This is a genomic window from Variovorax sp. Soil_C_39 (assembly GCF_057656815.1).
The window spans coordinates 338,188-362,564 of the sequence record NZ_JBDGJQ010000004.1 but is presented as its reverse complement, the minus strand read 5'-3'; the positions used below and the strand labels follow the sequence as shown (position 1 = coordinate 362,564).

Annotated in this window: 23 protein-coding genes; 16 read left to right on the top strand and 7 right to left on the bottom strand. The window is 70.5% G+C overall.

Features of this window, described 5'->3' with window-relative positions; translation table 11 throughout:
- Nucleotides 1-61: 61 nt before the first annotated feature.
- The 4 genes from AC3A6J_RS13190 to AC3A6J_RS13175 all read left to right on the top strand — a co-directional run bounded on the left by AC3A6J_RS13190 (nucleotide 62) and on the right by AC3A6J_RS13175 (nucleotide 4,497).
- The gene (locus tag AC3A6J_RS13190) at nucleotides 62-2,227 is read left to right on the top strand and encodes a dihydrolipoyl dehydrogenase family protein (protein WP_487860396.1); all 2,166 of its coding nucleotides are present in this window, start codon (nucleotides 62-64) and stop codon (nucleotides 2,225-2,227) included.
- Between the two features lie 17 nt (nucleotides 2,228-2,244).
- Nucleotides 2,245-3,012 (top strand): DUF3047 domain-containing protein, encoded by a 768-nt coding sequence (locus tag AC3A6J_RS13185; protein WP_487860395.1) that lies wholly within the window; start codon nucleotides 2,245-2,247, stop codon nucleotides 3,010-3,012.
- Entirely contained in the window at nucleotides 3,009-4,118 is a 1,110-nt protein-coding gene (locus tag AC3A6J_RS13180; RefSeq protein ID WP_487860394.1) for an FAD-dependent oxidoreductase, read from the top strand. Before AC3A6J_RS13185 ends, AC3A6J_RS13180 begins: the two co-directional genes overlap by 4 nt.
- A gap of 106 nt (nucleotides 4,119-4,224) precedes the next feature.
- Nucleotides 4,225-4,497 (top strand): hypothetical protein, encoded by a 273-nt coding sequence (locus AC3A6J_RS13175; RefSeq protein ID WP_487860393.1) that lies wholly within the window; start codon nucleotides 4,225-4,227, stop codon nucleotides 4,495-4,497.
- Here the strand turns inward: AC3A6J_RS13175 and AC3A6J_RS13170 are convergent.
- Nucleotides 4,494-5,630 carry an AI-2E family transporter gene (locus AC3A6J_RS13170; RefSeq protein ID WP_487860392.1) on the bottom strand — a complete coding sequence of 379 codons (1,137 nt, stop codon included), beginning with the start codon at nucleotides 5,628-5,630 and terminating at the stop codon, nucleotides 4,494-4,496. The genes AC3A6J_RS13175 and AC3A6J_RS13170 overlap by 4 nt on opposite strands.
- A gap of 257 nt (nucleotides 5,631-5,887) precedes the next feature.
- On the opposite strand from AC3A6J_RS13170, the gene AC3A6J_RS13165 reads away from it, so the two are divergent.
- On the top strand, nucleotides 5,888-6,220 hold the full coding sequence (locus AC3A6J_RS13165) for a hypothetical protein (protein WP_487860391.1): 333 nt from the start codon (nucleotides 5,888-5,890) through the stop codon (nucleotides 6,218-6,220).
- A 13-nt stretch (nucleotides 6,221-6,233) separates the two neighbouring features.
- On the opposite strand, the gene AC3A6J_RS13160 is transcribed toward AC3A6J_RS13165, so the two are convergent.
- Complete coding sequence (locus AC3A6J_RS13160) at nucleotides 6,234-7,160, bottom strand: LysR family transcriptional regulator (RefSeq protein WP_487860390.1); 927 nt, start codon at nucleotides 7,158-7,160, stop codon at nucleotides 6,234-6,236.
- 98 nt (nucleotides 7,161-7,258) lie between these two features.
- Between AC3A6J_RS13160 and AC3A6J_RS13155 the strand changes: the two genes are divergently transcribed.
- A complete protein-coding gene (locus AC3A6J_RS13155; protein ID WP_487860389.1) occupies nucleotides 7,259-7,714 on the top strand; it encodes an ester cyclase in 456 nt (151 codons plus the stop codon).
- Between the two features lie 8 nt (nucleotides 7,715-7,722).
- Complete coding sequence (locus tag AC3A6J_RS13150; protein ID WP_487860388.1) at nucleotides 7,723-8,643, top strand: NADP-dependent oxidoreductase; 921 nt, start codon at nucleotides 7,723-7,725, stop codon at nucleotides 8,641-8,643.
- 48 nt (nucleotides 8,644-8,691) lie between these two features.
- Here the strand turns inward: AC3A6J_RS13150 and AC3A6J_RS13145 are convergent, their stop codons facing one another.
- Nucleotides 8,692-9,195, bottom strand: a complete 504-nt coding sequence (locus tag AC3A6J_RS13145; protein WP_487860387.1) for a Fur family transcriptional regulator — start codon at nucleotides 9,193-9,195, stop codon at nucleotides 8,692-8,694.
- A gap of 124 nt (nucleotides 9,196-9,319) precedes the next feature.
- Here AC3A6J_RS13145 and AC3A6J_RS13140 point away from each other — a divergent pair, with 124 nt between their 5' ends.
- The 8 genes from AC3A6J_RS13140 (at nucleotide 9,320) to AC3A6J_RS13105 (ending at nucleotide 18,589) form a co-directional block, all read left to right on the top strand.
- A complete protein-coding gene (locus AC3A6J_RS13140; RefSeq protein WP_487860386.1) occupies nucleotides 9,320-11,422 on the top strand; it encodes a TonB-dependent receptor in 2,103 nt (700 codons plus the stop codon).
- 8 nt (nucleotides 11,423-11,430) lie between these two features.
- Nucleotides 11,431-12,168: an ABC transporter ATP-binding protein gene (locus AC3A6J_RS13135; RefSeq protein ID WP_487860385.1), complete on the top strand. Its 738-nt coding sequence runs from the start codon at nucleotides 11,431-11,433 to the stop codon at nucleotides 12,166-12,168.
- Nucleotides 12,165-13,589 (top strand): ABC transporter permease, encoded by a 1,425-nt coding sequence (locus AC3A6J_RS13130; protein WP_487860384.1) that lies wholly within the window; start codon nucleotides 12,165-12,167, stop codon nucleotides 13,587-13,589. The genes AC3A6J_RS13135 and AC3A6J_RS13130 overlap by 4 nt, the downstream gene beginning before the upstream one ends.
- The gene (locus tag AC3A6J_RS13125) at nucleotides 13,586-14,980 is read left to right on the top strand and encodes a DUF3526 domain-containing protein (RefSeq protein ID WP_487860383.1); all 1,395 of its coding nucleotides are present in this window, start codon (nucleotides 13,586-13,588) and stop codon (nucleotides 14,978-14,980) included. The genes AC3A6J_RS13130 and AC3A6J_RS13125 overlap by 4 nt, the downstream gene beginning before the upstream one ends.
- Nucleotides 14,981-15,082: 102 nt before the next feature.
- Nucleotides 15,083-15,583, top strand: a complete 501-nt coding sequence (locus tag AC3A6J_RS13120) for a pyridoxamine 5'-phosphate oxidase family protein (RefSeq protein WP_487860382.1) — start codon at nucleotides 15,083-15,085, stop codon at nucleotides 15,581-15,583.
- A 113-nt stretch (nucleotides 15,584-15,696) separates the two neighbouring features.
- Nucleotides 15,697-16,665, top strand: a complete 969-nt coding sequence (locus tag AC3A6J_RS13115; RefSeq protein ID WP_487860381.1) for an NAD-dependent epimerase/dehydratase family protein — start codon at nucleotides 15,697-15,699, stop codon at nucleotides 16,663-16,665.
- Nucleotides 16,662-17,975 carry a flavin-containing monooxygenase gene (locus AC3A6J_RS13110; protein WP_487860380.1) on the top strand — a complete coding sequence of 438 codons (1,314 nt, stop codon included), beginning with the start codon at nucleotides 16,662-16,664 and terminating at the stop codon, nucleotides 17,973-17,975. The genes AC3A6J_RS13115 and AC3A6J_RS13110 overlap by 4 nt, the downstream gene beginning before the upstream one ends.
- A complete protein-coding gene (locus tag AC3A6J_RS13105; RefSeq protein ID WP_487860379.1) occupies nucleotides 17,972-18,589 on the top strand; it encodes a TetR/AcrR family transcriptional regulator in 618 nt (205 codons plus the stop codon). Before AC3A6J_RS13110 ends, AC3A6J_RS13105 begins: the two co-directional genes overlap by 4 nt.
- Before the next feature lie 35 nt (nucleotides 18,590-18,624).
- Here AC3A6J_RS13105 and AC3A6J_RS13100 read toward each other — a convergent pair whose 3' ends face one another.
- The 4 genes from AC3A6J_RS13100 to AC3A6J_RS13085 are packed head-to-tail and all read right to left on the bottom strand — an operon-like array spanning nucleotide 18,625 to nucleotide 23,094.
- Nucleotides 18,625-20,958 (bottom strand): penicillin acylase family protein, encoded by a 2,334-nt coding sequence (locus tag AC3A6J_RS13100; RefSeq protein WP_487860378.1) that lies wholly within the window; start codon nucleotides 20,956-20,958, stop codon nucleotides 18,625-18,627.
- On the bottom strand, nucleotides 20,955-21,347 hold the full coding sequence (locus AC3A6J_RS13095; RefSeq protein WP_487860377.1) for a Rid family hydrolase: 393 nt from the start codon (nucleotides 21,345-21,347) through the stop codon (nucleotides 20,955-20,957). The genes AC3A6J_RS13100 and AC3A6J_RS13095 overlap by 4 nt, the downstream gene beginning before the upstream one ends.
- 42 nt (nucleotides 21,348-21,389) lie before the next feature.
- Entirely contained in the window at nucleotides 21,390-22,091 is a 702-nt protein-coding gene (locus AC3A6J_RS13090) for an aspartate/glutamate racemase family protein (RefSeq protein WP_487860376.1), read from the bottom strand.
- 13 nt (nucleotides 22,092-22,104) lie between these two features.
- A complete protein-coding gene (locus AC3A6J_RS13085) occupies nucleotides 22,105-23,094 on the bottom strand; it encodes a Bug family tripartite tricarboxylate transporter substrate binding protein (RefSeq protein ID WP_487860375.1) in 990 nt (329 codons plus the stop codon).
- A 44-nt stretch (nucleotides 23,095-23,138) separates the two neighbouring features.
- On the opposite strand from AC3A6J_RS13085, the gene AC3A6J_RS13080 reads away from it, so the two are divergent.
- Nucleotides 23,139-24,239, top strand: a complete 1,101-nt coding sequence (locus tag AC3A6J_RS13080) for a helix-turn-helix transcriptional regulator (protein WP_487860374.1) — start codon at nucleotides 23,139-23,141, stop codon at nucleotides 24,237-24,239.
- Nucleotides 24,240-24,377: the final 138 nt, after the last annotated feature.

Below are 24,377 nucleotides of genomic sequence, written 5' to 3'. Positions count from 1 at the left end.
CTGGCCGCGCAGCGCCCGCGCATTCCTGTAACTTATCGCGGCCCTGGCGCGAACAAGACCCATGAGCAGAAGAAATGCGGCCATTGCCGCCGCGATCGTCCTGGCCATCATCGCCTTCTTCGCGCTGGGCCTGGACCGCGTGCTGAGCCTCGACTTCTTGAAAGAGGCGCACCGCGAGCTGGCCGAGGTCTACGCCGAGCACCCCGTCAAGGTCGCCGCCACGTATTTCGTCGTCTACGTCGCGGTCACCGCGCTGTCGCTGCCCGGTGCGACCGTGCTGACGCTCGCCGGCGGCGCCCTGTTCGGGCTCTTCACCGGGACGCTGCTCGTATCGTTCGCGTCGAGCCTGGGCGCACTGCTCGCGTTCTTCGCCTCGCGCACCCTGCTGCGCGAAACGGTGCGCAAGCGCTTCGGGCGCCGCCTCGAAGAAATCGACGCCGGCGTGGCGCGCGACGGCGCGCTCTACCTCGCCACGCTGCGGCTGGTGCCGGTGGTGCCGTTCTTCGTCATCAACCTGGCGATGGGGCTCACGGGCATCCGGGCGCGCACCTACTACGCGGTGAGCCAGGCGGCCATGCTGCCGGCGACCGTCGTCTACGTGAACGCCGGCACCCAGCTCGCGACGCTCGACTCCTTGCGGGGCATCCTGACGCCGTCGATCCTCGGCTCGCTGGTCCTGCTCGGGCTCTTTCCGTGGCTGGCGCGCCGGGGCGTGGCCGCGCTGCAGGCACGCAAGGCGCACGCGCGCCGGCGCGGCATGCGGCCGCGGCGCTTCGACCGCAACCTGGTGGTGATCGGCGGCGGTGCCGCAGGACTGGTCTCGGCCTACATCGGCGCGGCACTCAAGGCATCGGTCACGCTGGTGGAGCGCCACAAGATGGGCGGCGACTGCCTGAACTACGGCTGCATCCCGAGCAAGGCGCTGATCCGCTCGGCCACGCTGGCCCACCAGATGCGCCATGCCGACCGCTACGGCCTCGCGCCCAGCGCGCCGCCCTTCGCGTTCCGCGAAATGATGCAGCGGGTGCGCGCCGTGATCCGCGCGGTCGAGCCGCACGACAGCGCCGAGCGCTACCGCGGCCTCGGTGTCGACGTGGTCGAGGGCCACGCGAAGATCGTCGACCCGTGGACCGTCGAGGTGGCGCTGAACGACGGCGGCACGCGCCGCATCACCACGCGCAGCATCGTGATCGCGGCGGGCGCCGAGCCGGTCGTGCCCGCGCTGGACGGCCTCGAAGAAGCCGGCTACGTCACGAGCGACACGCTGTGGGCGGCGCTCGAGGCGATGGACCGCCCGCCCGCGCGGCTGGTCGTGCTCGGCGGCGGGCCGATCGGCTGCGAGCTGGCGCAGGCCTTCGCGCGGCTCGGCTCGCAGGTGACGCAGGTCGAACTCTCTGCGCGGCTGCTCGCCCGCGAGGACGACGAGGTGTCTGCGCTGGTGCAGCAGTCGCTCACCGCCGACGGCGTGCGCGTGCTGGCCGGCCACGAGGCGTTGCGTTGCGAGACCCGGGGCGGCGACAGGTTCCTCGTCGCGCGCGCCGAGGGCGGCGAGGCGATCGAGATCCCGTACGACATGCTGGTCTGCGCGGTCGGCCGCCGCGCCCGCCTCGCGGGCTACGGCCTGGAGGACCTCGGCATTCCCACCGAACGCACCGTGGAGACCGACGCCTGCCTTCGGACGCGCTACCCCCACATCCTCGCGGCCGGGGACGTGGCCGGCCCCTGGCAGTTCACCCACACCGCCGCGCACCAGGCCTGGTACGCCACGGTGAACGCGCTGTTCGGTGGCCTGCACCGGTTCAAGGTCGACCACCGCGTGATTCCGGCCGCCACCTTCGTGGACCCCGAGGTCGCGCGCGTTGGGCTGAACGAGCGCGAGGCGAAGGACAAAGGCGTGGACTTCGAGGTGGTGCGTTATGACCTGGACGATCTCGACCGCGCGATAGCCGACGGCGACGCCCGGGGCTTCGTCAAGGTGCTGACGGTGCCCGGCAAGGACCGCATCCTCGGTGCCACGATCGTCGGCCCGCATGCGGCCGAGCTGCTGGCCGAATTCGTGCTGGCGATGAAGCACGGGCTCGGCCTCGGCAAGATCCTGGGCACGATCCACACCTACCCGACCTGGTCCGAAGGCAACAAGTACGCCGCGGGCGAATGGCGGCGCGCGCACCAGCCCGCGCGGCTGCTGCGGTGGGTGGCGCGCTACCACGCATGGCGGCGCGGATGAAAGAGGTCTCGATGCAGATGACGACAACGATCAAAGCAAGCAGCGGCATCGCGCGGCGCGGGTTGCTGCTCTCGGGCGCGCTCGCCGCCGCGGGCGTTGCGCTGCCCACGCGCGCTGGCACGCCCATCGCAATCCCGCCCTTCTCCACCGCCCCCGTGGGCAGCGCCGTCGCGCCGGCCTGGGCCCACCAGCGCCTGCCGAAGGTGCCCGAAACCAACCGCTTCGAGATCGTGCAGGACGGCAGCCGCCGCGTGCTGCACGTGCATTCCGCCGCCGCCGCATCGATCTGGATCGCCAGGCTCTCAGGCGACACGCCCGAGCGGCCCCTGCTCGAATGGCAGTGGAAGGTCTCGCGCGCGCTCGCGGGCTCCGACCTCGGCAGCAAGGACGGCGACGACTATGCGGCCCGCGTCTATGTGCTGTTCGACCTGCCGTCGGAGCGGCTCTCGCTGGGCGACCGCCTGCGCTTGGCGGCGGCCCGGGCGCTGTCGGATGCCGAACTGCCCGCGGCGGCGCTGTGCTACGTCTGGGGACGCGCGCAGCCGGCGGGCGCGGCGGGCTGGAACCCCTACACCGACCGCCTGCGGATATTCGTGGTGGACAGCGGCGACGCCTTCGCGCAGCAGTGGCGCAGCGTGCGGCGCGACCTGCGCGCCGACTGGGACGCCGCGTTCGGCGGCGCGATGCCGCCCATCGCCGCGGTTGCCGTGGGCGCCGACACCGACAACACCGCGGACAGCGTGCAGGCCTGGTTCACCGACCTCGTGCTGGCGCCCGCGCCATGAAGCGGCTGGTGCTGGTCGGCGGCGGACATGCGCACCTGGGCCTGCTGCGCGCGCTGGCCGCCCGGCCGATCCCCGGCTGGCAAGTGCAGCTCGTCTCGCCGGAGCCGCAGCAGATCTACTCGGGCATGCTGCCGGGCTGGATCGCGGGCCACTACCAACTGCCAGAGATCCTACTGCCGGTGGCCGCGCTCGCGGCCAGAGCCGGCGTGGCGTTCCACGAGGCGCGCGGCGTCGCGCTCGATCTCGTGGGCCAGGCCCTGCACTGCGACGACGGCCAGCGCATCGCCTTCGACGCGGTCTCGCTCGACGTCGGCTCCGTGGGCGCCATCGAGGCCGCACTCGAGGCCGCAGATGCCTGCGTGCCGGTGCGCCCGCTGTCGCGCCTGGCCGCGTCGTGGCTGGCGGCGCAGGCACAGATCGGCAGCCAGTGCCGCCCCTTCCATGTCGTAATCGTCGGCGCCGGCGCTGCAGGCGTCGAGCTCGCCCTCGCGGTGCGCCACCGCGGCATGCGCGAGGGCTGGTCGCACCTGCGCGTGACCCTGGTCGGAAGCGATGCGCTGCCGCTGGACGGCGCCCCCGCGCGTGCGCGCCGCGCGGTGCAGGGGCTGCTGGCGCAGCGCTGCATCGGCTGGCTCGGCGCGCGCCGCGCCACGTGCCTGCGCGCCGGGCAGATCGATCTCGACGACGGCGGCGCGCTGCCGTTCGACCTGTGCTGGACGGCGGCCGGCGCGGCCGCCCCGCGCTGGCTTGCGGCGAGCGGGCTCGCCCTCGATGCCGACGGCTTCGTGCGCGTGAATGCTGCGCTGCAGAGCGTGTCGCACCCCGCGGTGTTCGCGGCCGGCGACGTGGCCGCGCATCCACAGCCGCTGCCACGCTCGGGGGTCCACGCGGTGCGCGCGGGGGCGCCGCTCGCGCGCAGCCTGCGCGCCTGGTGCGCCGGGCAGGCACTGCCTGCATGGACGCCGCGTGTGCGCGCGCTGAACCTGCTGAGCACCGCCGACCGGCGCGCCATCGCGCTTTGGGGACCGTGGAGCTGGCACGGCACTTGGCCATGGCGCTGGAAGGACGCGATCGACCGGCGTTTCGTCGGCGCCGCGGGCCGGTGAAAGAAGCGTCCGTGCAAGTTCCGGTGTTTGTCCTACACACCCTTGCGCAGGACCGTCGCAAGGTGATCGGCCCCGCATTTTTTTGGGCTGATCGACTGGAGACACCATGATCACGATGGATGGGCAGCATGTGCAGAGCGGCACCGGCGAGACGGTGACCTACGAAATGAGCCTGATCCATGGCCTGGAGTCCAGCACCTACAGCGCCCGCGTGCTGCTCGCGGGCAACGTGCGGCACGAGCTCGAGGGCGGGACCGTGGTCGGCCCCGACCCCGATGCACGCACCGCGAGCGCAAGGCAATCGGTGCTCGCGCAGGTGGACAACCTCGACTTCGAAGCGCTCAACCGCCCGCTGAAGCCGCTGCGCGAACGGGCCTAGCCGCTGCCCCCGCTGCCGCTGCCGGTGCCCGTCGTGGGCGCCGCATCGGCCGCCCGGCCGAAGCGCGTGCGGTCGCGCCAGATCTCCACCAGCGCGACGGTCAGCGCCAGCACCAGCGGACCGATCACCACGCCGGGCGCACCGAACGCCACGAGGCCGCCCAAGATCGCGACGAACACCGCGAGTGTGTGCAGCCGCAGCCGGTCGCCGACCAAAATCGGATAGAGCAGGTTGTCGATCAGCGCGACCACCACCGACCCCCACAAGGTCAGCACCAGCGCCTTCTCCCAGCTGCCTTCGAGCAGCAGGAACAGGGCCGCGGGCACCCAGACGGCCGCCGCGCCCAAGAGCGGCAGGATCGACAGCAGGAACATCACCGTGCCCCAGAGCAGCGGCGCCGGCAGGCCGAGCCACCAGAACATCAGGCCGCCGAGCAGCCCCTGCACCGCGGCCACCAGCAGCGTGCCGAGCACGCTCGCACGCACCACCTCCGAGACACGCTGGAACATGCGATCGGTCTCGGCGCCCGTGAGCGGCAGCAGCGTGCGCACATACGCGAGTGCCTGCTCGCGGTCGCGCAGCAGGTAGAACAGCGCGAAGAACGTGACCAGCAGCTGCACGCCGGCCCAGAGCGATCCCGTGAGCAACCCCGACACGCGCGGCGCGACCTGCTTGGCGAGTTCTTCGCCCGACGGCGCCTGCCGCGCCACCCAGTCGACCACCGGCGCCAGCGCCGGCTGGGCCTGTACCGCCTTGTCGACGCGGCTTCGCACGGATTCGGAGCGCAGGCTGTCCCAGCCTTCGACCGCACTGTCCACTGCCGTGGGCGCAAAGGCCACCAACGGCGCGACCACGAGCGCGCACAGCAGGCCGGTCACCAGGCCGGCGCTGAGGTTCGGCTTCTGGAAGCGATCGCACAGCCGCCGGTGCAGGCGCGCACCGAGGATCGCGAGCGTCAGCGCCCACGCCATCGCGGGCATGAAGGGCTCGGCCATCTTCCAGCACAGGTAGAGCGCCAGCGCGGTGACCGCCATCAGCAGCAGTGCTGACGTCCTTGCGCGCGTGAACCAGCCGGTGTCGCGGCGCGGCGCTGCGTTGTCGGGGACGGGCGAGCTGGACGTTGGAACGGTCATGGGCGACGGGCTCGTGGAAAAAACGGGAGCAGCATAGCGGTGCCGGCCCGTGTTTAACAACTTGGCTAGATATTCGCAGCCAAAGCGCATTTCTAACATCTGAAAAATCTTCTGCTCCGAAAGCCGGGAGCGGGAGGGCCGCGTGTAACCTGCAAGGTCCAGAGCGCCTGCAAGGGCCACAGCCTCAAGGCTGCGCCCGCGGGCGAATGCCCGTCGAAGAACGGCGTCATCGGCGACATCACGGCCGGGAGTAAGCCATGCGCACGGCGTTTGCCTTGCGGCCGGGCACGGCGCCCGGCTTCATGCCGGTACCGAACTGGACGCTGCTGGAACAGCGGCACAACAAGCTCGCGCTCTGGCTCGCGCTCGACGCCGAGGAGCCGCCGTCGCCCGTGCAGGCGCTGGCCGCGCCGCAGACGGTGATGGTGTGGCGCAAGGACCTGCAGCCGCATTTCCGCAGCATCGCCGCGGACGAGCGCGATGCGCTGCAGATGCTGCACGGCGGCAGCCGCTTCGCCGACCTGACCGCGGGCCGCTGGCTGCAGCGCTGGCTCGACGAGGAACTGCTCGCGGCCGTGACCGGGCGCTGAGCCGGGCGCCAAATCACAACGCGGCGTGCTCGGCGACAAATTCCCTGAACCAAAGCTGGGCAGGATGCGCGTCGCTGCGCCTGTGCCAGATCAGGTCGAATACGACCTCGGGCAATGCAACAGGCGGCGGGAACAGCACCAACTTTCGACCGGCTGGCGAATGCAATGCAACCCGCTTCATCACCGTGGCCGTCATGCTTGTTCGAGCCACGATCGCCGGCACCGCGAACATCTGCGGCAGCGTCAACGCGATCTTGCGCTTCTTGCCTTGTTGCGCGAGAGCTTGATCCACGAGCCCGTACAGCTCTCCTTCGGGAGACACGAGAACATGGAACAACTCAAGGTAGGTCTTCATGCTCACTGGTGCATCCTTGGCGCTGCGCATTCTGGCCGCCGGATGGCCGCTGGCGACGATCGTGACGAACTCGTCCCGGAGCACGGGGCGCGTCAGTATCCGGCCATCGGCATGCGTAGGTGGCACGCCGATGGCCGCGTCGATCGCGCCAGCATCCAGCAAGTCGACCGCATGATCCCGGTTGTTGAACGCATGCACGTTCACCGATATGCCCGGCGCCTTCTTTCCAAGCGCCTGCAGCAGTGAAGGCAGCAGCACGAAGGCCGGGTAGTCCGACAGCCCCAGCTTGAACGTCAACGACGCCGTCCCGGGCACGAACTCGGGCTTCTTCACCAGCTTGGTTTCGATCTGCTGCAAGGCCTGCGAAATTGGTTCGGCCATGTCCCGTGCTCGCTGCGTCGGCAGCAAGCCATCGCTGCTGCGCAGGAACAGCGGATCGCCGAAGAGCGTGCGCAGCCGCGACAGCGCCGCGCTCATGGCCGGCTGGCTGACCCCGACCTGGGTGGCGGCACGGGTCACGTTGCGCTCGTTCATCAGGGCGTCGAAGGCCACGAGCAGATTCAGGTCGATGCCATGGAAATCCATAGGACGAATAACTCTATATATGGCTTATTTGTTGGACGCATCTTACTGCCCTGCACAGAATTGGCGTCGTCACGAATCACACATCCACGGGCAACACCATGAGCACATCCAGCATCGACCTCTCTGATCGGCTTCGCGCGGAGCGCCTGGCGGTCGAAACTTTCTACCGCGCCTTCAGCGACAGGAACCCCGATCTGGTGGACGAAGTCCTTGCGCCCACTTGGGACGACATTCCGCTGGCGCCTGGGCAAGGCCCCGGACCGGAAGGCATCAAGCCCATCATCCAAAGCGTCGTGCAGGCATTCCCGGACGTTCGAATCACTGTCCACGACATGGTCCAGGAGCCCGGCAAGATCGGCGTTCGCGCCGAGATCAGCGGCACCCATCAGGGAGAACTCTTCGACATCGCCCCCACGGGCAAGAAGGTGAGCTTCCGCCTGCACGAGTTCCACACGCTCGACGGCAAGCGCGTGACCACGACATGGCACATGGAGGACTGGTTCGGTCTGTTCCTCCAGCTCGGGCAGTTTCCGCCGCAAGCCAGGAAGGAATGAAGTCATCCATGAAAACCGCTCTTGTCCGTGCCTTCGGCGGCCCCGATGTCGTAGCGATCGGCGAAGCCCGTCTGCGCGATCCACAGCCACACGACGTCGTCGTTCGCGTCGAAGTGGCCGGCATCAACCCGCTGGACCTGAAGATCATCGCTGGCTACATGCAACAGGTCTTCCCGGTCGAGTTCCCCTATGCACCGGGCACGGACTTCAGCGGCGTGGTCGAGGCGGTCGGCGCGCAGGTGACTGGCCTGAATGCGGGTGACCGCGTGGTGGGGCGTACCGCGCCCAGCACGGGAGGCGCGCTCGGCAGGCGTCTGGTGACAGCCGCCGCGGATCTGTGCGTCATCCCGGCAGAGATGAGCTTCGAGCAGGCGGCAGCCATGCCAACTGCATTTGGTGCCGCCTGGCAAGGCCTCTTCGACGTTGGCCGTCTGCAGCGCGGGCAGCGGGTTCTGATTCATGCGGCGACGGGTGGTGTCGGCAGCATGGCCGTCCAGCAGGCCCATCATGCGGGCGCGCATGTTGTCGCCACGGCGTCTGCCAGGAACATCGAACTGGTGAAGAGTCTGGGTGCGGACGAGGTCATCGACTACCGCACCCAGGACTTTTCCCAGGTGCGCGACATCGACCTGGTGCTCGACACCATCGGCGGCGAGACGTTGGAGAAGTCGTGGTCGGTGCTTCGCACCGGTGGGCGTATCGCCAGCCTGGTGGCGTTCGGCATCCAGCCCAAGGACGGACACACGGGCGAGTTCGTGTTCTTCACGAGCGCGACCCCCTTTTTGCCGGAAGCGATCCGACAGTTCCAGGCCGGGCAGATCCAGATCATCACCGACTCGATCTTCCCGCTGGACGAAGCGCGTTCGGCGCTGGAGAAGCTGGCCACTGGACACGCGCGCGGCAAGGTCCTCATCCACGTGGGCAGCTGATTCCCGGCGGCTCGCCGCGCAACACGGATGCCGTGCCCATATCAGGTTTCAAGCCTTGCGTGATTTGCGCGAAAGGCTTGAAACCGGCCCTTTTTCGGCCGCGCGCGGCGTGGCAGCCTGCCCGCGGCAGTCGGCGCACTGCCCGTAGAGCGTCAGCTCGTGCCCGTCGACGCGGAATCCCTTCGGTGCCATGGCCGAGAAGTTGCCCGGGCAGGCGTGCACGTCGAACACGCGCGCGCACGTGCGGCACTGGAAGTGATGGTGATGGCCGTGCCGCGTCGACTCGTAGCGCGGCGCCTCGCCCGGCAGCTCGACCGCGCGGATCTCCTCGGCTTCGGCCAGGAGCTTGAGGTTGCGGTAGACGGTGGCGATGCTCAGCGCCGCCACCTCCTGCTGCGCGGCCTCGAGGATCTCCTGCGGCAGCAGCGGCCGCGCCGAGCCATCGATCACGCTGCGGATCGCGGCCTTCTGGCGCGTGCCGCGTTGCACCACGGCGGACGCCGCCGCGGCGCGGGCTGCTGGAACGGGTCGGGACGAAGAAGAGGCGGCCATCGGGGCTGAACGGGGCGAGAAGGAAAGCGAGTCTATCCCGCTCGGGCCGCTGCGCCAGGACGAGAGGAAATGAACCGCTATTGCGATTGCAATATCATTACGTTCCGCTCACCCCTTGCCGACCATGAACACGCGCCCGAAGAAATCCAGACCTCGCCTCTCCCTCCCACTGGCATTGAGTGTCGGCGTCGCCTGTTCGGCCGGCGCCGCTGCCGACGACAGGCCGGTGCAGACGCTCGGCGAAATCAGCGTCACCGCCGACGGCGAGGACAACGCGCCGCGGCAGATCCGCCGCACCCGCGTCACGAACGACAGCACCGGCCTGCCCGCGGCGCTCAGCGTCATCACGGCCGAAGAGATCGGCACGCTCAACGTGGGCCGCGACATCTCCAACGTGTTCCGGCGCGTGCCCGGCGTGGTCGCCAACAACATCGACCAGGGCGACACCGGCAACGGCTTTCGCATGCGGGGTTTTGCCACGCAGGGCACGCATGGCGCCGACACCGCCGTCTACGTCGACGGCGTGCCGCAGAACATGCCTTCGAGCCAGGCCGGCGCGGGCCACGGACCGGCCTTTCTCGAATGGCTCACGCCCGAAATGATCGGCCGCGTCGACGTGATCAAGGGACCGATCTCGGCACTCTACGGCGACCAGAACCGCGCCGGCGCTGTCAACATGGCGACGCCGACCGTTGCAGTGCCTTCGAGCGTGGCGCTCTCGCTCGAGCGCTACGGCGGGCGCCGCGCATCGCTGGTGCTGTCGTCGCAGCCCTTCGGCGAGATGCAGTCGCTGCTCGTCGCAGACAGCTACCGCACCGACAGCTTCCGCTTCGCGGGCCGGACCGAGCGCGACAACCTGTTCTGGAAGCTCTCCAGGCGTGTCGGCGACGGGCTCTACAGCCTGCGCGTCAACCACTACCGGTCCGAAAGCGCGGCGCCCGGCTACCTGCTGCTGCCCGACCTGCAGCGCGGCGCGCTGGACCCGCGCGCGACCCAGTTCAACCTGCCGGGCTACGGCAGCGGCCAGCGCACGGGGCTGGTGTTCAACCGCACGCCGGCCACGGGCGAGGCGGGCTGGTCGGCCACGGCCTATGCCGAGCGCTTCGAGCGCGTGCGCGGCATCGCGAACAGCAGCGTGCAGCACACGGTGGGTTCGGACGACCGGCATTTCTATGGCGGCCGGCTGGCGCAGAACTTCGTCTTCGGCGAGCACGCTTCACTGGTGGTCGGTGGCGAGCTGCGCCGCGACAGCGGCGATGCCGAGCGCCGCATCTGGCGCAACGGACAGCCGACAGCGAACTACATCAACGCCCAGAAGCTCGACCTGCTGACCTACGGCCTGTTCGCCCAGGGCCAGTACCAGCTCGCTCCCGGCTTCAAGCTGCTCGGCGGCGTGCGGCGCGATGCGTTCGACTACGACATCGGCAACCGCAAGCTGCCGGGCGCCTCCACGTCCTACGACGACGCAGTGACGACGCCGAAGCTCGGCGCCGTCTGGAGCATCACGCCCACGCTCGATGTGTTCGCCAACCTGGCCGAAGGCTTCCGCTCGCCGGCCGCTGAGCAGATCAGCAGCAGCGGCGCGACCGGCCCGCTCGGTGCCGCCGGCGGCACGGTGTTCGACGTGGCACCGTCGAAGGTGAAGTCGCGCGACCTCGGCTTCAGCTTCAGCCCCTCGCCCGACTGGACCACCTCGGGCGCGGTCTACCACACGCTCAACCAGGACGAGATCGTGGCGCAGCCCGACGGCTCCTTCAAGTCGGTCGGCGAGACGACGCGCAAGGGCTTCGAGTTCGAAACGCGGCTGCGCTTCGGTCCGCGCTGGTCGGCCTACGGCAGCTACGGCCGCATCATCGAGGCGCGCGTGAACAACCCGCTGCCCAACACCGGGGCGCGCCTGTCGGTGCCCGAGCACCAGGTGAAGCTCGGGGTCGAATACCGCCAGCGCCTCGGGGCGGGGCGCCTCACGCTCAATGCCGACGCCTACCTCACGGCCAAAAATCCGTACTACGTCGGCACGCCGCAGACGCAGCTGCGCATGATGCCGACCTACACGCGCTACGACCTCAAGGCCACCTACGACCGCGACCAGTTCCAGTTCAGCGTGTTCGCGGTGTTCCAGCCGCACCGCTACGCGAGCGACATTGCCTACGGGTCGGCCGCGGGGCTGCTGCTTTCGCCGCAGCCGCGCACGCAGTTCGGCGCGTCGGTGCGCTACTTCTTCTGAAGGCCGCGATGACCGCCGGCGACGAACCCATCCTCGCGCTGCGCGCGCTCACGGTCGAGCGCGGTGGCCGGCGCACCATCGACCGCCTTGACCTCCATGTGCCCTCGGGTTGCGTCTTTGCGCTGCTCGGCGGCAACGGCGCGGGCAAGACCACCACGCTCGACGTGCTGCTGGGCTTCGTCGTGCCGGCCTCGGGCGAGGCGCGCGTCGCAGGCTTCTCGCCCACCGGCGATGCGGCCGAGGTGCGCCGCAGGCTTGCCTACCTGCCCGAGAACGTGGCGCTCTACCCGTACCTGAGCGGCGTGGAGAACCTGCAGTACTTCTGCACCCTCGCAGGCATCGAACTGGCGCGCGAACCCGCGGGCGCGCTGCTGGCGCAGGCCGGCCTGCAGCTGCAGGCGCACGGGGCGCGCGTGTCGACCTATTCCAAGGGCATGCGGCAGAAGGTCGGGCTCGCGATCGCCCATGCCAAGGCGGCGCGGGCGATGCTGCTCGACGAGCCGACCTCGGGCCTGGACCCGGGTGCCGCGAACGATTTCGCCGAGCGCGTGCGCGCCGCGGCCGACGGCGGCATGGCGGTGCTGATGGCCACGCACGACCTCTTCAATGCGCGTCAGGTCGCCGACCGAATCGGCATCCTGCGCGAAGGCAGGCTGGTGGCCGAGTTCGACGCGCACACCGTGAACCATGCCGAACTCGAGCGCGCCTACCTTGCGCACACGCGCGGCGCAGGGGTGCCCGCATGATGCTGCTCGCGGTGGTGCGAAAGGAGCTGCGGGCGCTGCTGCGCGACGGACGCTTCGCGGTGCTGGCGCTCGCAACGGGACTGTTGCTGGCCGGCCTGCTCGCCGTGTCCGCGCAGCAGCACCGCCGGCTCGCCGCCGAGAAGGCCGAGATCGCCGCGGTGGTTCGCAGCCAATGGGATGCGCAGGGCGAGAAGCATCCGCACCGCGGCGCGCATTTCGGGCTTTATGCACTGCGGCCGGACTCGCCGCTCGCGGGCATCGATCCCGGCCTGGAGCCCTACCTCGGACAGGCGCTCTGGCTCGAGCCCCACCGCCGCAACATCACGCGCTTCCAGCCCGCGGCCGACGAAGCGCCGTCGGTGCGCTTCGGGCAGATGACGCCCGCCTTCGCACTGCTGGCACTGATGCCACTGCTGATCATCGCGCTCGCCTACGACGCGGTGAGCGCCGAACGCGAGAGCGGCACGCTGCGCATGCTGCACAGCGCGGGCCTGCGCGGTGGCCGGCTTCTCGCCGGCAAGCTCATCGCGCTGCTTGCGGTGGTGGCACTGATGCTGCTGGCCGCACTCGGCGGCGGGCTGCTGCTCGCGGCGGGCAGCGCTGCCGTCCCCGGCATCGATGCGCTCGGCCGCGGCGCCCTCTTGGCCGGCTCGTTCCTCGTCTACTACGGCGTGATCGCCGCGCTGGCGCTCGCGGTGTCGGCCTGGCTCCCGACCCGCCGGGCCAGCCTGTTCGTGCTGCTGGGCCTCTGGGTCGCCTTCGTCTTCGTCGTGCCGCGCCTCGGCGCCGCAGCGGCCGCGCAGGCCGTGCCGCTGCCCACGGCCGAACGCTTCTGGAGCGACATCCAGCGCGACTACACGCAGGGCCTGCCGGGCGACGCCGACCTGGCGGCGCGCGGCAAGGCGCTCGAAGCCGAGCTGCTGCGCCGCCACGGCGCCACGCGGCTCGAAGACCTGCCGTTCAGCGTGGCGGCGGTGCGGCGCCTGGCGCGCGACGCCTATGCCGATCGCGTGCACGCGCTGCACTTCGACGCGCTCTGGGCGCGCTATGCGCTGCAGGAGCGCTGGCTGCGCGCGGCCGGGGCGCTGAGTCCTGCGGTCGCGATGCGCGCCATCTCGATGAAGATGGCAGGCACCGACCTCGCGCACCAGCGCCACTTCGAAGAGGCCGCCGAAGCCTACCGCCGCCGCGTCAACACGGCCATCGACCGCTGGGACGCCGACCACACGCGCGGCCTCACCTCGTTCGACGACCGCTACGCAGATGATTCGCTGTGGCGCTCGGTCGAGCCCTTTCGCTATGCGGCGCCGGCCACCGGCTTCGCCTGGAAGGCCGCGCTGCCCGACATCGCGCTGCTGCTGGCCTGGGCGCTGGCCGCCGGTGCGCTCTGCATCGCGAGCCTGCGGAAGCTGAAGCCATGAAGGCCGCGATGCAATGCGTGCGGGCCGAATGGCGCCGCCTGGTTCGGCAGCGCTCCAACCTCTGGGTGCTCGCCGTGTTCGCGCTGCTGCTCGGCGCGAGTGCGGTGTGGTCCGGCCTCGCTGCACGGGAGCATCGGGCAGCGGCCGCGGCGCAGCAGGCACATTGGGAACAGCGCCGCGTGACGGTGCAGGCACAGGCCGGGGCCTCGCGCGATGCCGCGAAGGCCATGATGGACGCGTTCCAGTTCGCGCGCGGCGACGCGCCGCCGGCCACGCTGCCGGCGCTCGGCGGCCTCGCGCTCGGCACTGGCGGCTTCGAACTGCTCGCACCCGACGCCCGCGTGACGGTGGAAAGCCGCCACACCGACGCGCGCAAGGCCGAGCGCCTCGGCAACCCGCTGCTCGAGGGCTTCGGCCTGCCCGATTTCTCCACGGTGCTCGCCCTGCTGCTGCCGCTCGCCATCCTCGCACTCGGCCACGGGCTGGTGCAGGAGCAGCGCGAGCACGGCCAATGGCGGCTCGTGGTGGCGCAGTGCGCGCGCCCCGGTCGTGTGCTGGCCGTGGCGCTGGCCCTGCGCGGCGCCGCGGCATGGTGCGTGGCGGCAGCCGCTTCGGCGCTCGCTTTTGCGCTCGATCCCGGTGCCACGGCCCAGGCCCTGCTCGGCTGGCTCGCCGCCGTGGCGATGTTCTGCGCCTGCTGGACCGCGCTGGCCGGCCTGTTCAACCTGCTGCCGCTGTCCTCGGGTTCGGCCGCGCTCGGGCTGCTCGCGTGCTGGCTGATGTCGACCTTCGCGGTGCCTGCGGCCCTGGCCGCATGGGCCGACCGCGAGGCGCCGATGCCTTCGCGCCTGGCCGCCATCGCGGCCGTGCGCCAGGCCCAGCAGGAGGCCGAAGTCCATATGGACGAGCATCTCGCCGACTGGTATGCCGCGCACCCCGAAGCCGTTCCGGCGGGGCGCACGAGCCACACCTGGCCGGTGTCTTTCCTGCCGCGCTATCTGGCGCAGGAGCGCATGGTCCGGCCGCTGATGCTGCACTTCGATACGGTGCGCGCGCGCCGCTTCGCGTGGCTCGCCGACCGGAGCTGGCTCTCCCCGAGCCTCGCGCTCGCGGTGCTCGCCGACCGACTCGCCGGCATCGACGCGCCGCGCCACCTGCAGCACGTCGAGCGCGTGAATGCCTACGAGGACGACTGGCGCGACTTCTTCGTGCCGCGCGTCATGGCCTACCGCGGGCTCTCGGCCGGCGACTTCGACCGGCTGCCGCGCTTCGAGCCAGTGGCGGACGGCCGGCCTGCCGGCATGTACCGGCCGATCCTGTGGCTCGGGCTGCTGGCGCTGGCACTGTGCGGCTGCATCGCGCTCGCACGCCGGTCGCTCGAAAAACCCTAGCAGCCGTCGTCGGCATCGGATGACACGCGCATGCGCCCAAACGCCGCATGGCGAACGCACGCGGCTGGCTACGGTGGTCTCTTCTTCAAGGAGTGCACACACATGACCACCAACGACGAACACGCCAGGCTCTGGGACATGATCAAGGACACGCGCTACGGCATGCTGACCCATCGCCATGGCGATGGCCAGCTGCACAGCCATCCGCTGACCACGCAAAGCAAGGGCATCGACGAAGCCTCGACGCTCTACTTCTTCGTGCCGAAGAACGGCGACATCGCGCGCCATGTGGCCAGCGACCCCAGCGTGAACATCGCGTATGCCAACACCGACGACGACCACTACGTCTCGGTAGTGGGCCGCGCCATGCTGCGCGACGACCAGGCCCTCAAGGAGAAGCTCTTCAACCCCGCAGCCAAGGCTTGGTTCCCGGGCGGTGTGACCGACCCGAACCTGGGCCTGCTCGCGGTCGAGATCGTCGGCGCCGAATACTGGGACGTGAAGGAAAGCAAGATGGTGCAGCTGCTGAAGATGGCTAAGGCGGCCATTACCGGCAACGAGACGCCGTCGCTCGGCGAACACAAGAAGCTCGACATGCGCTGAACCTGCGGCGCGTTGACGCGCCGATCTTTCGTCGACATACTACCGGGTATCTTTTTATGGAGATGCCCGCCGATGAACCGATTCGCCCGCCGCCCGCCTGAGCACGCCCTGGCATGCGCGTACTGATCCTCGGTGCGGGCGGATTTCTCGGCGCAAGGCTCGCGCGCCGGCTCGCAAGCGATGCGCGGCTCGGCACGCAGCCGATCGACGAACTCGTGCTGTCCGACCTGCGTCCGGTGCCCGCGCCGGCCGATGCCGCCTGCAAGATCGTGACGGTGCACGGCGACCTGCGCGACAGCGCGCTGCTCGACAGCCTGTTCGCGCGCCCGCCCGACGCGATCTTCCACCTCGCCGCCACGCTGACCGTGGACGCCGAGACCGATTTCCGCCGCGGCCTCGAGACCAACCTGCTCTCGCTCATTGAACTGCTCGAGCGCTGCCGCGTGCAGCCCGCCGCGCCCCTGCTGCTGTTCGCGAGTTCGATCGCCACCTTCGGCGGCACGCTCCCGCCGGTGGTGGGCGACGAGGTGCGCCAGGCGCCGAGCACCTCCTACGGCACGCACAAGGCCGTCACCGAACTGCTGCTGGCCGACTACAGCCGGCATGGCTTCGTCGACGGCCGCGCGCTGCGGCTGCCGATCGTGGTTACGCACCCCGGGCCGCCGAGCGGCAGCATCTCCGACCAGGTCGCGTCGCTGGTGCGCGAGCCGCTGCGCGGCCAGCGCACCACCTGCCGCATGGCGCCGGACAGTGCGCTCGCGCTGGCCTCGGTCGACAAGGTCATCGAGGGCTTTCTGCGGCTGGCCGCGCTGCCGGCCGAGGCGATCGCCGGCCACCGCACGATGAACCTACCGGGCCTGTCGGTGACACCCGCGCAGCTCGTGGAGGCGGTCTCGCGCCGGCTCTCCGGCGGCATCGGCGACCGCGTCGCATGGCAGCCCGATGCGCAGGTCCAGCGCATCGTCGACGGCTGGCCCGCGGGCTTCACGTCGGAGCGTGCGCTGGCGCTCGGTTTCAAGCCCGACGACTCGGCGGATGCGCTGGTCGCGGCCTTTCTCGCACACGAAGGCGTACAAGCATGAGCGCCGCACCTGACCAACACCCGGTCTGCATCATCGGCGCCGGCTCCTCGGGCATGGCCGCCGCGAAGGCATTGCATGCGCGCGGCGTGCCGTTCGAAGGCTTCGAGATAGGCTCCGACATCGGTGGCATGTGGCGCTACGAGAACGACAACGGGCTCTCGTCGGCCTACCGCAGCCTGCACATCGACACCAGCCGCGGCAATCTCGGCTACCCCGATCATCCGATCCCCGAGAGCTATCCCGACTTTCTCTCGCATGCCGAAGTGCTCGAATGGCTCGAGAGCTACGCCAGCCGCTTCGACCTGAAGCGCCACTTCCGCTTTCGCACCACCGTGACGAACGTGGCGCGCACGCCCGACGGCCTGTGGCGCGTCGAACTGGCGGGCGGCGAAGCGCGCAGCTATCGCGCGGTGATCGTCGCGAGCGGGCATCTCTGGGACCCGCGCATGGCGGCCTTTCCCGGGCACTTCGACGGCGAGCAGCTGCATTCGCACCACTACCGCACGGCAGAAGCCTATGCGGGCAAGAACGTGCTCGTGGTGGGCATCGGCAACTCCGCGGTCGACATCGCGGTGGACGTCTGCAAGAACGCGCGCCGCACCTTCCTGTCGACGCGGCGCAGTGCCTGGATCCTGCCGAAGTACATCATGGGCCGGCCCGTGGACCGGTGGTCGGCTCTCTTCGCGCGCACGCTGCGCCTGCCCACGCCGGTCACGCGCACGCTCGTGCGCTGGCTCTCGTACCTCGTGGTGGGCGACCAGGCGCGCTTCGGCGTGCCGCGGCCCGCGCATGCGGTCTGGCGCGAGCACGCCACGCTGAGCCAGGAGCTGCTGCCCTACTGCGGCCACGGCTGGATCCGCATGAAGCCGAACGTGCAGGCGCTGCAGGGCGAGCGCGTCGCATTCGACGACGGCAGCAGCGAACCCGTCGATGCCATCATCCTCGCGACCGGCTACCGCCCCAGCTTCGCCTTCCTCGACCCCGCGCTGTTCGAGGTGGGCGAAGACGTACCTCCCCTCTACCGCCGCATGGCGCCACCGCACTTGCCGGGCCTGTTCTTCCTCGGGCTGGTGCAGCCGGTGGGGCCGACCATTCCGCTGGTCGAGGTGCAGTCGCGCTGGCTCGCCGCGCTGCTCGGCGGCGCGATGCGGCTGCCGGCCGAAGCGGCCATGGCGCGCGAGATCGAGCACCATGCCGCGGCCGTGCGGCGGCGCTACGTGGGCACCGCACGCTATGCGCTCGAGGTCGATGCCCGCAGCTACGCGAAGCAGCTCGCACGCGACATGGCGCGCGGCGAGGCGGCGGCATGACGACGGAACTCACCGCCGCCCGGCTCGAGATCCTCGAGGCCGCGGCCGAGTGCTTCATGGCGCAGGGCTTCCACGCGACCAGCATCGACGTGGTCGCACGGCGCATGGGCGCGACCAAGGGACGCGTGTACCACCACTACCAGTCGAAGGTCGATCTGTTCTTCGACGTGCACCGGCTCGGGATGGACCTGCTCTTCCACGCGGTCGAACCCGCGCAGGGCGCCGGTGGCGACCCGCTCGAGGTGCTCGCGGCGATGATGAAGGCGCATGCGCTGGCGCTGTTCGTGCATCACACCTTCGCCAGCGTGGTGGTGCAAGGCGTGCAGCTGCACCGCTTCGGCGCGCTCACGCCACGCCAGCGCGAGGAGCTCGACGCGCTGATCGCGTCGCGCGACCGCTTCGAGAAGCTCTTCAAGAAGCAGCTCGCCGCGGCGAAGAAGGCGGGGCGCGTCGACGGCGACCTCGACGTGTCGATCGCGGTCAAGACGCTGCTCGGCGGATTGCAGTGGTCGCTGATCTGGTATCGGCGCCGCGACGACGACGACGAGGTCGCGCTCGACCGGCTCGCGCAGCGCATGGTCGACACGCTGGTGCTGGGGCTGGCCGCCCGGTAGCGGCCCAAGGGCCGCCCGAGCCGGCCACCCGTACCTCATTCGCGCAGCACCATCGTCTCGAGCGCCGGATCGGCGGCGATTTCCGCATCGCTGAACGGCGGGACCACCAGCTGTTTGCGCGAGAACAGCGCCAACTGGTCATCCCGGTGCGGCGATGCCGGATCGCCCGACTGGCCGGATGCCAGCATCACGCGCGCATCGAGCCGGCCCTCCTGCCAGGTGACGACATGCATGTACGCGGTACCGGCCACGATGTCGCCGAAGCCCTCTTTCGTGAGCGGCGCACCCTGCAGCGCGTTGAGCACACCCTGCTCGCCCGAGCCGCCGTGCAGCGGCACGCGGCCCTGCGACGCAGGCCGCGCGAGCATGCGACCCCAGAGTTCGTCGCCGCGGAGGCCGAGCGCATCGAGCGACTGCGCCGCCTCGCGCAGCGCCGCCACGATGGCCGCACGCACGCCGGGCGCCGTCGATACCGGTCGAACGCGAAACGGTTGCGCGGAGTCGTAGGGCTCCGCATGCAGCCCCGGCACGGCGGCGAGCCGCGGCGCGAGTTCGTGGAACAGCAGCGCCCCGCGGCTTTCCGCATTGTGGCGCCGGTCCCATGCCGACAGGATGGCGCAGGCCGACTGCACCTGCGCGTCGCCCATGGCGGTGCCACAGGCAGCGAGCACCGCGTCGAGCAGGGTCTCGGCCATGTAGCTGCGGTTGCCGAACACCATGTCCAGCGCTTCGGCGCTGTCGATGCGGCCGTCGGCCAGGCCGTCATCGATCTGGCGCTGCGACATCAGCGTGCGCGGCCCTGGCGGCAACTTCGGGCTGCCGAGCAGCAGCGAGTAGCCGTCGAGTTGCCGGCCCACCACCGAGAGGCTGTAGCTGTCGTTGGCGTTCTGCACGATGCCGCGCGTGGCGAGGGCGGGAATCCGATCCGCGGGTGCCAGCCTCGCGCGGCCCTCGGTGTCGCGCACCGCGCAGGCACTGCGGCTGCCGTCGAGAGCGGCCGGCACGGCCGTCTCGTCGGGCGGCGGCATGGTGGCGCAGCCGCGGAGCGTCGCATCGTCGATGTCCAGCAGCGGCCCCGATTCGATGTACAGCGCGCCGCCCTGGCTGTCGCCGGCGATCAGGTGCGCGGTGATCCCTCGGTTGGCCGCCACCGCCTGCGCAAACCCAGCGACGTCGCGCGCCTTGGCCGCCGTGAGCATCTGGTCGAGGGCGCGCGCATTCGCGGTGCCCGGATCGGTGATGGCATGCCAGCCGGCCGAGCGGCCGGGCGCGGCCGGCAGCCGGTACAGCGGCCCGAGATGCGACACCGGCACGCGGTAGTGCTGCAGGCGCACGCTGCCGTCGTCCTGCCGCACGCGCAGCGCGATGGTCTTGGCAACGAGCGCGCGGCGCTGCCCGTCGACCGTGTACCCCGGCGCCGCGCCGTCCTGCACGTCGAGCGCGACGAGCAGCGGGTAGGTCACGGTCGACGGTGCCTCGATGCTCCACGCCAGGTGCTGCGTGAAGCCCGAGAGCGGCAGCGGCAGTCCGAGGAAATCGGCGCCCATCACGTCGAGCTCGCCCGGAATCGTGAGATGCATTTGGTGCATCAGGAGCCAATGGTCCTGCCACACCGTGTGCGGGTTGGCGACCATGATCGCGCTGCCGGTGCCGGTGGCGTCGGCGCCGAAGGCCCAGGCGTTGCTGGCCATGCGCTGCGCGGGGGGGCGGTCTGCGGCGGCCTTCGCGAGCGGCGGCGCGCCCAGCTGATCCCACGTCGACGCCGACGCATACGGCGCCACCGCCAGCGCTTTCCAGAGCGAGTTGACCTGCATCACGGCCCGCACCACGTCGCTGGCCTTCATCGGCGGCGGCGCCATGCCCTTGCAGGCGGTTGCGGCCGCCTCGATGCCGATGTCGCGCAGCCGGCGGTTGAAGCCGGCCGCATAGCCCTCGGCGAGCGCGCGGGCATCGGCCGACAGTCCCTGCCATGCCGCCTCGACCTCTTCGTCGGACAGCTGCACACGATAGAACAGGTCGCTGTCCAGATTCGGCGCCTGCAGGAACGCCACCAGCGCCATGCCGTCGGGCCCGAAGCGCTCCGAACGCTCGCCGCGCAGCGTCAGCACGCGTTCGGCCAACAGGCACAGCTGGTCGCGTGCGACCGCGTAGCCGTAGCCATAGCCGAGCCCGCCGTGGTCCGCGGCCTTCACGTGCGGCAGGCCGTATTGCGTCCAGCGCACCTCGGCGCTGAACCTGTCTTCGGGCGCGGGCGGTGCGACAGGGAAAGAGCCGCCGCGCCCGCCGCCGTCATTGCCGCCGCCGCATGCCGCGATCGCGCCTGTGACGGCGAGGGCGCATGCCGCCACACGCAGCCAGCCCGCTTTCACTGCGCGCCCCCCGACGGCGCATGGCTCTTGCGCGCGATCACCTGCATCTCGACCCAGGCCTTCGGCACCGCGATGCCCGCGAGCATTGCGGTGCCGGTGGGCTTGCAGGGCAGCACGTCGGACAGGGTCGCCACCACCGCGCCGAGGTGCTCGGCGCCCGCGACGATCAGCGTGTAGTTGACGATCTGCTCCAGCCGGCCTCCGCAGGCCTCGAGGTAGCGCGCGATGTTGCGCACCATCAGCCGGGTCTGGTCTTCGGCGCTCTCGGCGAGCTGCTGGGTGTCGTAGTCCATGCCGATGGTGCCCGAGACGAAGATCCAGTCGTCGTCGAACATCGCGCGGGTGTAGGGCGCGTTCACGAAAGGCAGCGGGAATTCGGCGGTCTGCATGCGGTGTCTCTCTTTCGGTCGATGAAGGGGATGGGCGAGGATTCAGGCGCGCGTCATCTCACGCACGATGGCGTGGGCATGAATCTCGGTGGTGTCGAAGAGCGGCACGTCGCAGTGCAGCCAGGGCCGCGTGCCGCTCAGCTCGGTGCAGCCCAGCACCACGCCCTCGGCACCGCGTGCGATCAGCGCCTGGCAAAGGGCCGAGACGGTCCGGCCTTCTTCCGGCGTGGCCTGGCCGTGCGCCAGCGGGCCGAAAATGGCGGCGTCGAGCGTGCGGCGTTCGTCCGCGTCGGGCAGCACGAGTTCGAAGCCGGCGTCCTTGGCGAGCATCTGGCCGAAGAAAGGCGCATCGAGCGCGAAGCTCGTGGCCAACAGGCCCAGGCGGCGCAGCTTGGGGTGCGCGGCGGCGATGGCCGCGGCGGTCTCGCGCGCCACGTGCACCAGCGGCACGCCGGCCGCGGCCTCGACCTCGTCGGCGGCGAAGTGGCCCGTGTTCGCCAGGATGGCGATCAGCTCGGCGCCCGCGGCGCGTGCCTGCTGCGCCGCGGCCTCCATCTGCGCCCTCGCCTCGCCCGGCCGCCCGGCCGCCATGGCCGCGTGCACCGGCGCGAAGTCGAGCGTCACGATCACGCAGCGTGCCGAATGCAGCCCGCCGAGCTGCCGCTGCACCCCTTCGTTCAAAAGCCGGTAGTAGCTGAGCGTGGAAGGCCACGCGACGCCTCCGATCAGGCCCGCGGTTTTCATGCGCACCGCGCCCTCAATCGAGCTTGAAGCCGAGTCGACGGATCACCGGCGCGTAGCGCACGATGTCGCCGTCGATGCGGCGCGCGAGCGCCTGCGCACTGGTCTCGGCGGCGGGCTCGAAGCCGAACACCAGCAGCTTCTGCACCACCTCGGGGTCGCGCAGCGCGCGGTCCACGCCTTCGCTCACGCGCTGCACGATCTCGGGCGGAAGCCCCGCGGGGCCGACGATGCCGAACCACACCGAGAAGTCCACGCCCTTGTAGCCCAGTTCGTCGAGCGTGGGCACGTCGGGCTGGCCCGAGAAGCGCTTCAGCGAGGTGAAGGCAAGGATCTTCGCGCGGCCGCCCTGCACGAACTGCACATAGGGGGCGATGCCGTCGAAGGCCGCGTCGATGTCGCCCGCGATCGTGGCCTGCGCGACCTCGGCGCTGCCCTTGTAGGGCACGCGCGTGGCCTCGATGCCGGCAGCGTGCTTGAACTCCTCGAGCGCCATCTGCGAGAGGATCGCGGCCGCGCCGATGTTCGTCTTGCCGGGCTCGGCCTTCGCGCGCTTCACGAGCGCATGCACGTCGGCCACCGACCCCGGCGCGCCCGCACGCACGATCAGCGCGTTGGGCGAGGTGATCGCCAGCGCCACCGGCGTGAAGTCGCGCCGCGGATCGTAGGGCAGGCGGTTGTAGAGCGTCGGGTTGAGCACGAAGGTCTGGTCGATGGACCACATCAGCGTGTAGCCGTCGGGCGCCGCCTTGATGAGGTCGTTCGCGCCGATCAGCGTGTTGCCGCCCGGCTTGTTGTCGACCACCACCTGCTGGCCCAGGTGCACCTGCAGCTTCGCGGCGATGAGGCGCGCCGTCACGTCGGCGCCGCCGCCCGCGACGAAAGGCACCACCAGCCGGACGGGCCGCGCGGGCCAGGCCTCGGCCGCGCGAAGCGGCGTTGCGAGCAGCGCCGCTGCGGCGGTTGCAGCCAATGCCAGGAAACGGCAGACACATCGAACATTCATGCCTAAACTCCGCGAAAACCAAAGTGTTGCAACGCTAACGCCCGATGGCCGGGTTTTCTATGCCGATCCGTTCGCAGACTGTGCCGATTCCTTCGCCGGCCGCGGGCCATGCGCTGCGCGAGGACGACTTCAACGCCGCGCTACTGCGCCTGCCGGTCGAGCGCCCGCTCGCGCTGCCCGGCCTGCACGACGGCGCCAGCCGCGCGGTGCGCTGGCCGCGCGACGGCGGGCGCATCCTGCGGCTGCGCACCACGCCCTGGGAAGGCGCGAGCGCGCTGTACTTCGACTTCCGCCTCAACCAAGACCTCGACGTGCAGCTGCCGCCCGGCGACGAACTGCTGCTCACCTTCTTTCTAGCGGGCCATGTCACGGGCCAGATCGGCAGCGCGCAGGGACGGGCGCTCGAGTTCCGCGTCGACCGCGCGCTTCTACGCACGCCCAACCGCGATGGCGGCTACCTCATCCACGTGCCCGGCGCCTGCCACAACAACTTCGTGCAGTTCCGGCTGCGCCGCAGCCTGCTGCCGCGCTGGCTGCAGGCGTTCGGCGTGCGGCTCGGGGCACGGCAGCTGGCCGAGCTGGTCGAGCGCGACGACGGCCGCGTGCTGTGCAATGCGGCGCTCACGCCACGCGTGCGCGACTGCCTGGCGCGCATCCGCGACGAACCGGCCGACCATGCGGCCTTCGTGCCGCTGTTCCATGCGCGCGCCACCGAGCTGCTGACCTGCGTGCTGCTCGACCTGCAGCAGCTGCTGCGGCCGGCGCGCTCGGGCGCGGTCTCGGGCGATGGCGGCGACGAGGCTGCGCGGACGGTGCAGCGGCTGCGCGACCTGGTGGCCGAGGCGCCTTCGCGCGCCTGGACCGTGGACGCGCTGGCGCGCCGCCTGGACATGCGCGCCACCCGGCTCCAGGCGCTGGTACGCGCGGCCGCGGAGCGCACGGTGCATGGACTGGTGGTGCAAGAGCGGCTCTTGCTTGCGGCGCGGCTGCTGCGTGAGACCCGGCTCGACGTGAAGGCGATCGCGGCCGAAGCCGGCTGGGATTGCCACGGCCGGTTCACCGCCGCGTTCAAGCGCCAGCACGGCGTGGCGCCGCGCGCGTTCCGGCTGGGGTCCGCGGAGACCGCCGAAGCGGCCGCGCCCTGAGCCATCGCGGCTGCCGACTTTGGCAAGGCGCAGCGCCAGCGATTATTTTGCTGTTCTTTCTTCGAAAATCGCCCGTCTGATTCGTCCTGGAGTTTCACCGACCCGACCCAGCTGCCACCGATGCCGAAAGAGCATTCG

What these genes read in the sequence shown, in the direction of transcription:
- AC3A6J_RS13190 (WP_487860396.1), top strand. Translation starts at nt 62, where the DNA reads ATGAGCAGAAGAAATGCGGCCATTGCCGCCGCGATCGTCCTGGCCATC.
- AC3A6J_RS13185 (WP_487860395.1), top strand. Translation starts at nt 2,245, where the DNA reads ATGACGACAACGATCAAAGCAAGCAGCGGCATCGCGCGGCGCGGGTTG.
- AC3A6J_RS13180 (WP_487860394.1), top strand. Translation starts at nt 3,009, where the DNA reads ATGAAGCGGCTGGTGCTGGTCGGCGGCGGACATGCGCACCTGGGCCTG.
- AC3A6J_RS13175 (WP_487860393.1), top strand. Translation starts at nt 4,225, where the DNA reads ATGATCACGATGGATGGGCAGCATGTGCAGAGCGGCACCGGCGAGACG.
- AC3A6J_RS13170 (WP_487860392.1), bottom strand. Translation starts at nt 5,630, where the DNA reads ATGACCGTTCCAACGTCCAGCTCGCCCGTCCCCGACAACGCAGCGCCG.
- AC3A6J_RS13165 (WP_487860391.1), top strand. Translation starts at nt 5,888, where the DNA reads ATGCGCACGGCGTTTGCCTTGCGGCCGGGCACGGCGCCCGGCTTCATG.
- AC3A6J_RS13160 (WP_487860390.1), bottom strand. Translation starts at nt 7,160, where the DNA reads ATGGATTTCCATGGCATCGACCTGAATCTGCTCGTGGCCTTCGACGCC.
- AC3A6J_RS13155 (WP_487860389.1), top strand. Translation starts at nt 7,259, where the DNA reads ATGAGCACATCCAGCATCGACCTCTCTGATCGGCTTCGCGCGGAGCGC.
- AC3A6J_RS13150 (WP_487860388.1), top strand. Translation starts at nt 7,723, where the DNA reads ATGAAAACCGCTCTTGTCCGTGCCTTCGGCGGCCCCGATGTCGTAGCG.
- AC3A6J_RS13145 (WP_487860387.1), bottom strand. Translation starts at nt 9,195, where the DNA reads ATGGCCGCCTCTTCTTCGTCCCGACCCGTTCCAGCAGCCCGCGCCGCG.
- AC3A6J_RS13140 (WP_487860386.1), top strand. Translation starts at nt 9,320, where the DNA reads ATGAACACGCGCCCGAAGAAATCCAGACCTCGCCTCTCCCTCCCACTG.
- AC3A6J_RS13135 (WP_487860385.1), top strand. Translation starts at nt 11,431, where the DNA reads ATGACCGCCGGCGACGAACCCATCCTCGCGCTGCGCGCGCTCACGGTC.
- AC3A6J_RS13130 (WP_487860384.1), top strand. Translation starts at nt 12,165, where the DNA reads ATGATGCTGCTCGCGGTGGTGCGAAAGGAGCTGCGGGCGCTGCTGCGC.
- AC3A6J_RS13125 (WP_487860383.1), top strand. Translation starts at nt 13,586, where the DNA reads ATGAAGGCCGCGATGCAATGCGTGCGGGCCGAATGGCGCCGCCTGGTT.
- AC3A6J_RS13120 (WP_487860382.1), top strand. Translation starts at nt 15,083, where the DNA reads ATGACCACCAACGACGAACACGCCAGGCTCTGGGACATGATCAAGGAC.
- AC3A6J_RS13115 (WP_487860381.1), top strand. Translation starts at nt 15,697, where the DNA reads ATGCGCGTACTGATCCTCGGTGCGGGCGGATTTCTCGGCGCAAGGCTC.
- AC3A6J_RS13110 (WP_487860380.1), top strand. Translation starts at nt 16,662, where the DNA reads ATGAGCGCCGCACCTGACCAACACCCGGTCTGCATCATCGGCGCCGGC.
- AC3A6J_RS13105 (WP_487860379.1), top strand. Translation starts at nt 17,972, where the DNA reads ATGACGACGGAACTCACCGCCGCCCGGCTCGAGATCCTCGAGGCCGCG.
- AC3A6J_RS13095 (WP_487860377.1), bottom strand. Translation starts at nt 21,347, where the DNA reads ATGCAGACCGCCGAATTCCCGCTGCCTTTCGTGAACGCGCCCTACACC.
- AC3A6J_RS13090 (WP_487860376.1), bottom strand. Translation starts at nt 22,091, where the DNA reads ATGAAAACCGCGGGCCTGATCGGAGGCGTCGCGTGGCCTTCCACGCTC.
- AC3A6J_RS13085 (WP_487860375.1), bottom strand. Translation starts at nt 23,094, where the DNA reads ATGAATGTTCGATGTGTCTGCCGTTTCCTGGCATTGGCTGCAACCGCC.
- AC3A6J_RS13080 (WP_487860374.1), top strand. Translation starts at nt 23,139, where the DNA reads ATGGCCGGGTTTTCTATGCCGATCCGTTCGCAGACTGTGCCGATTCCT.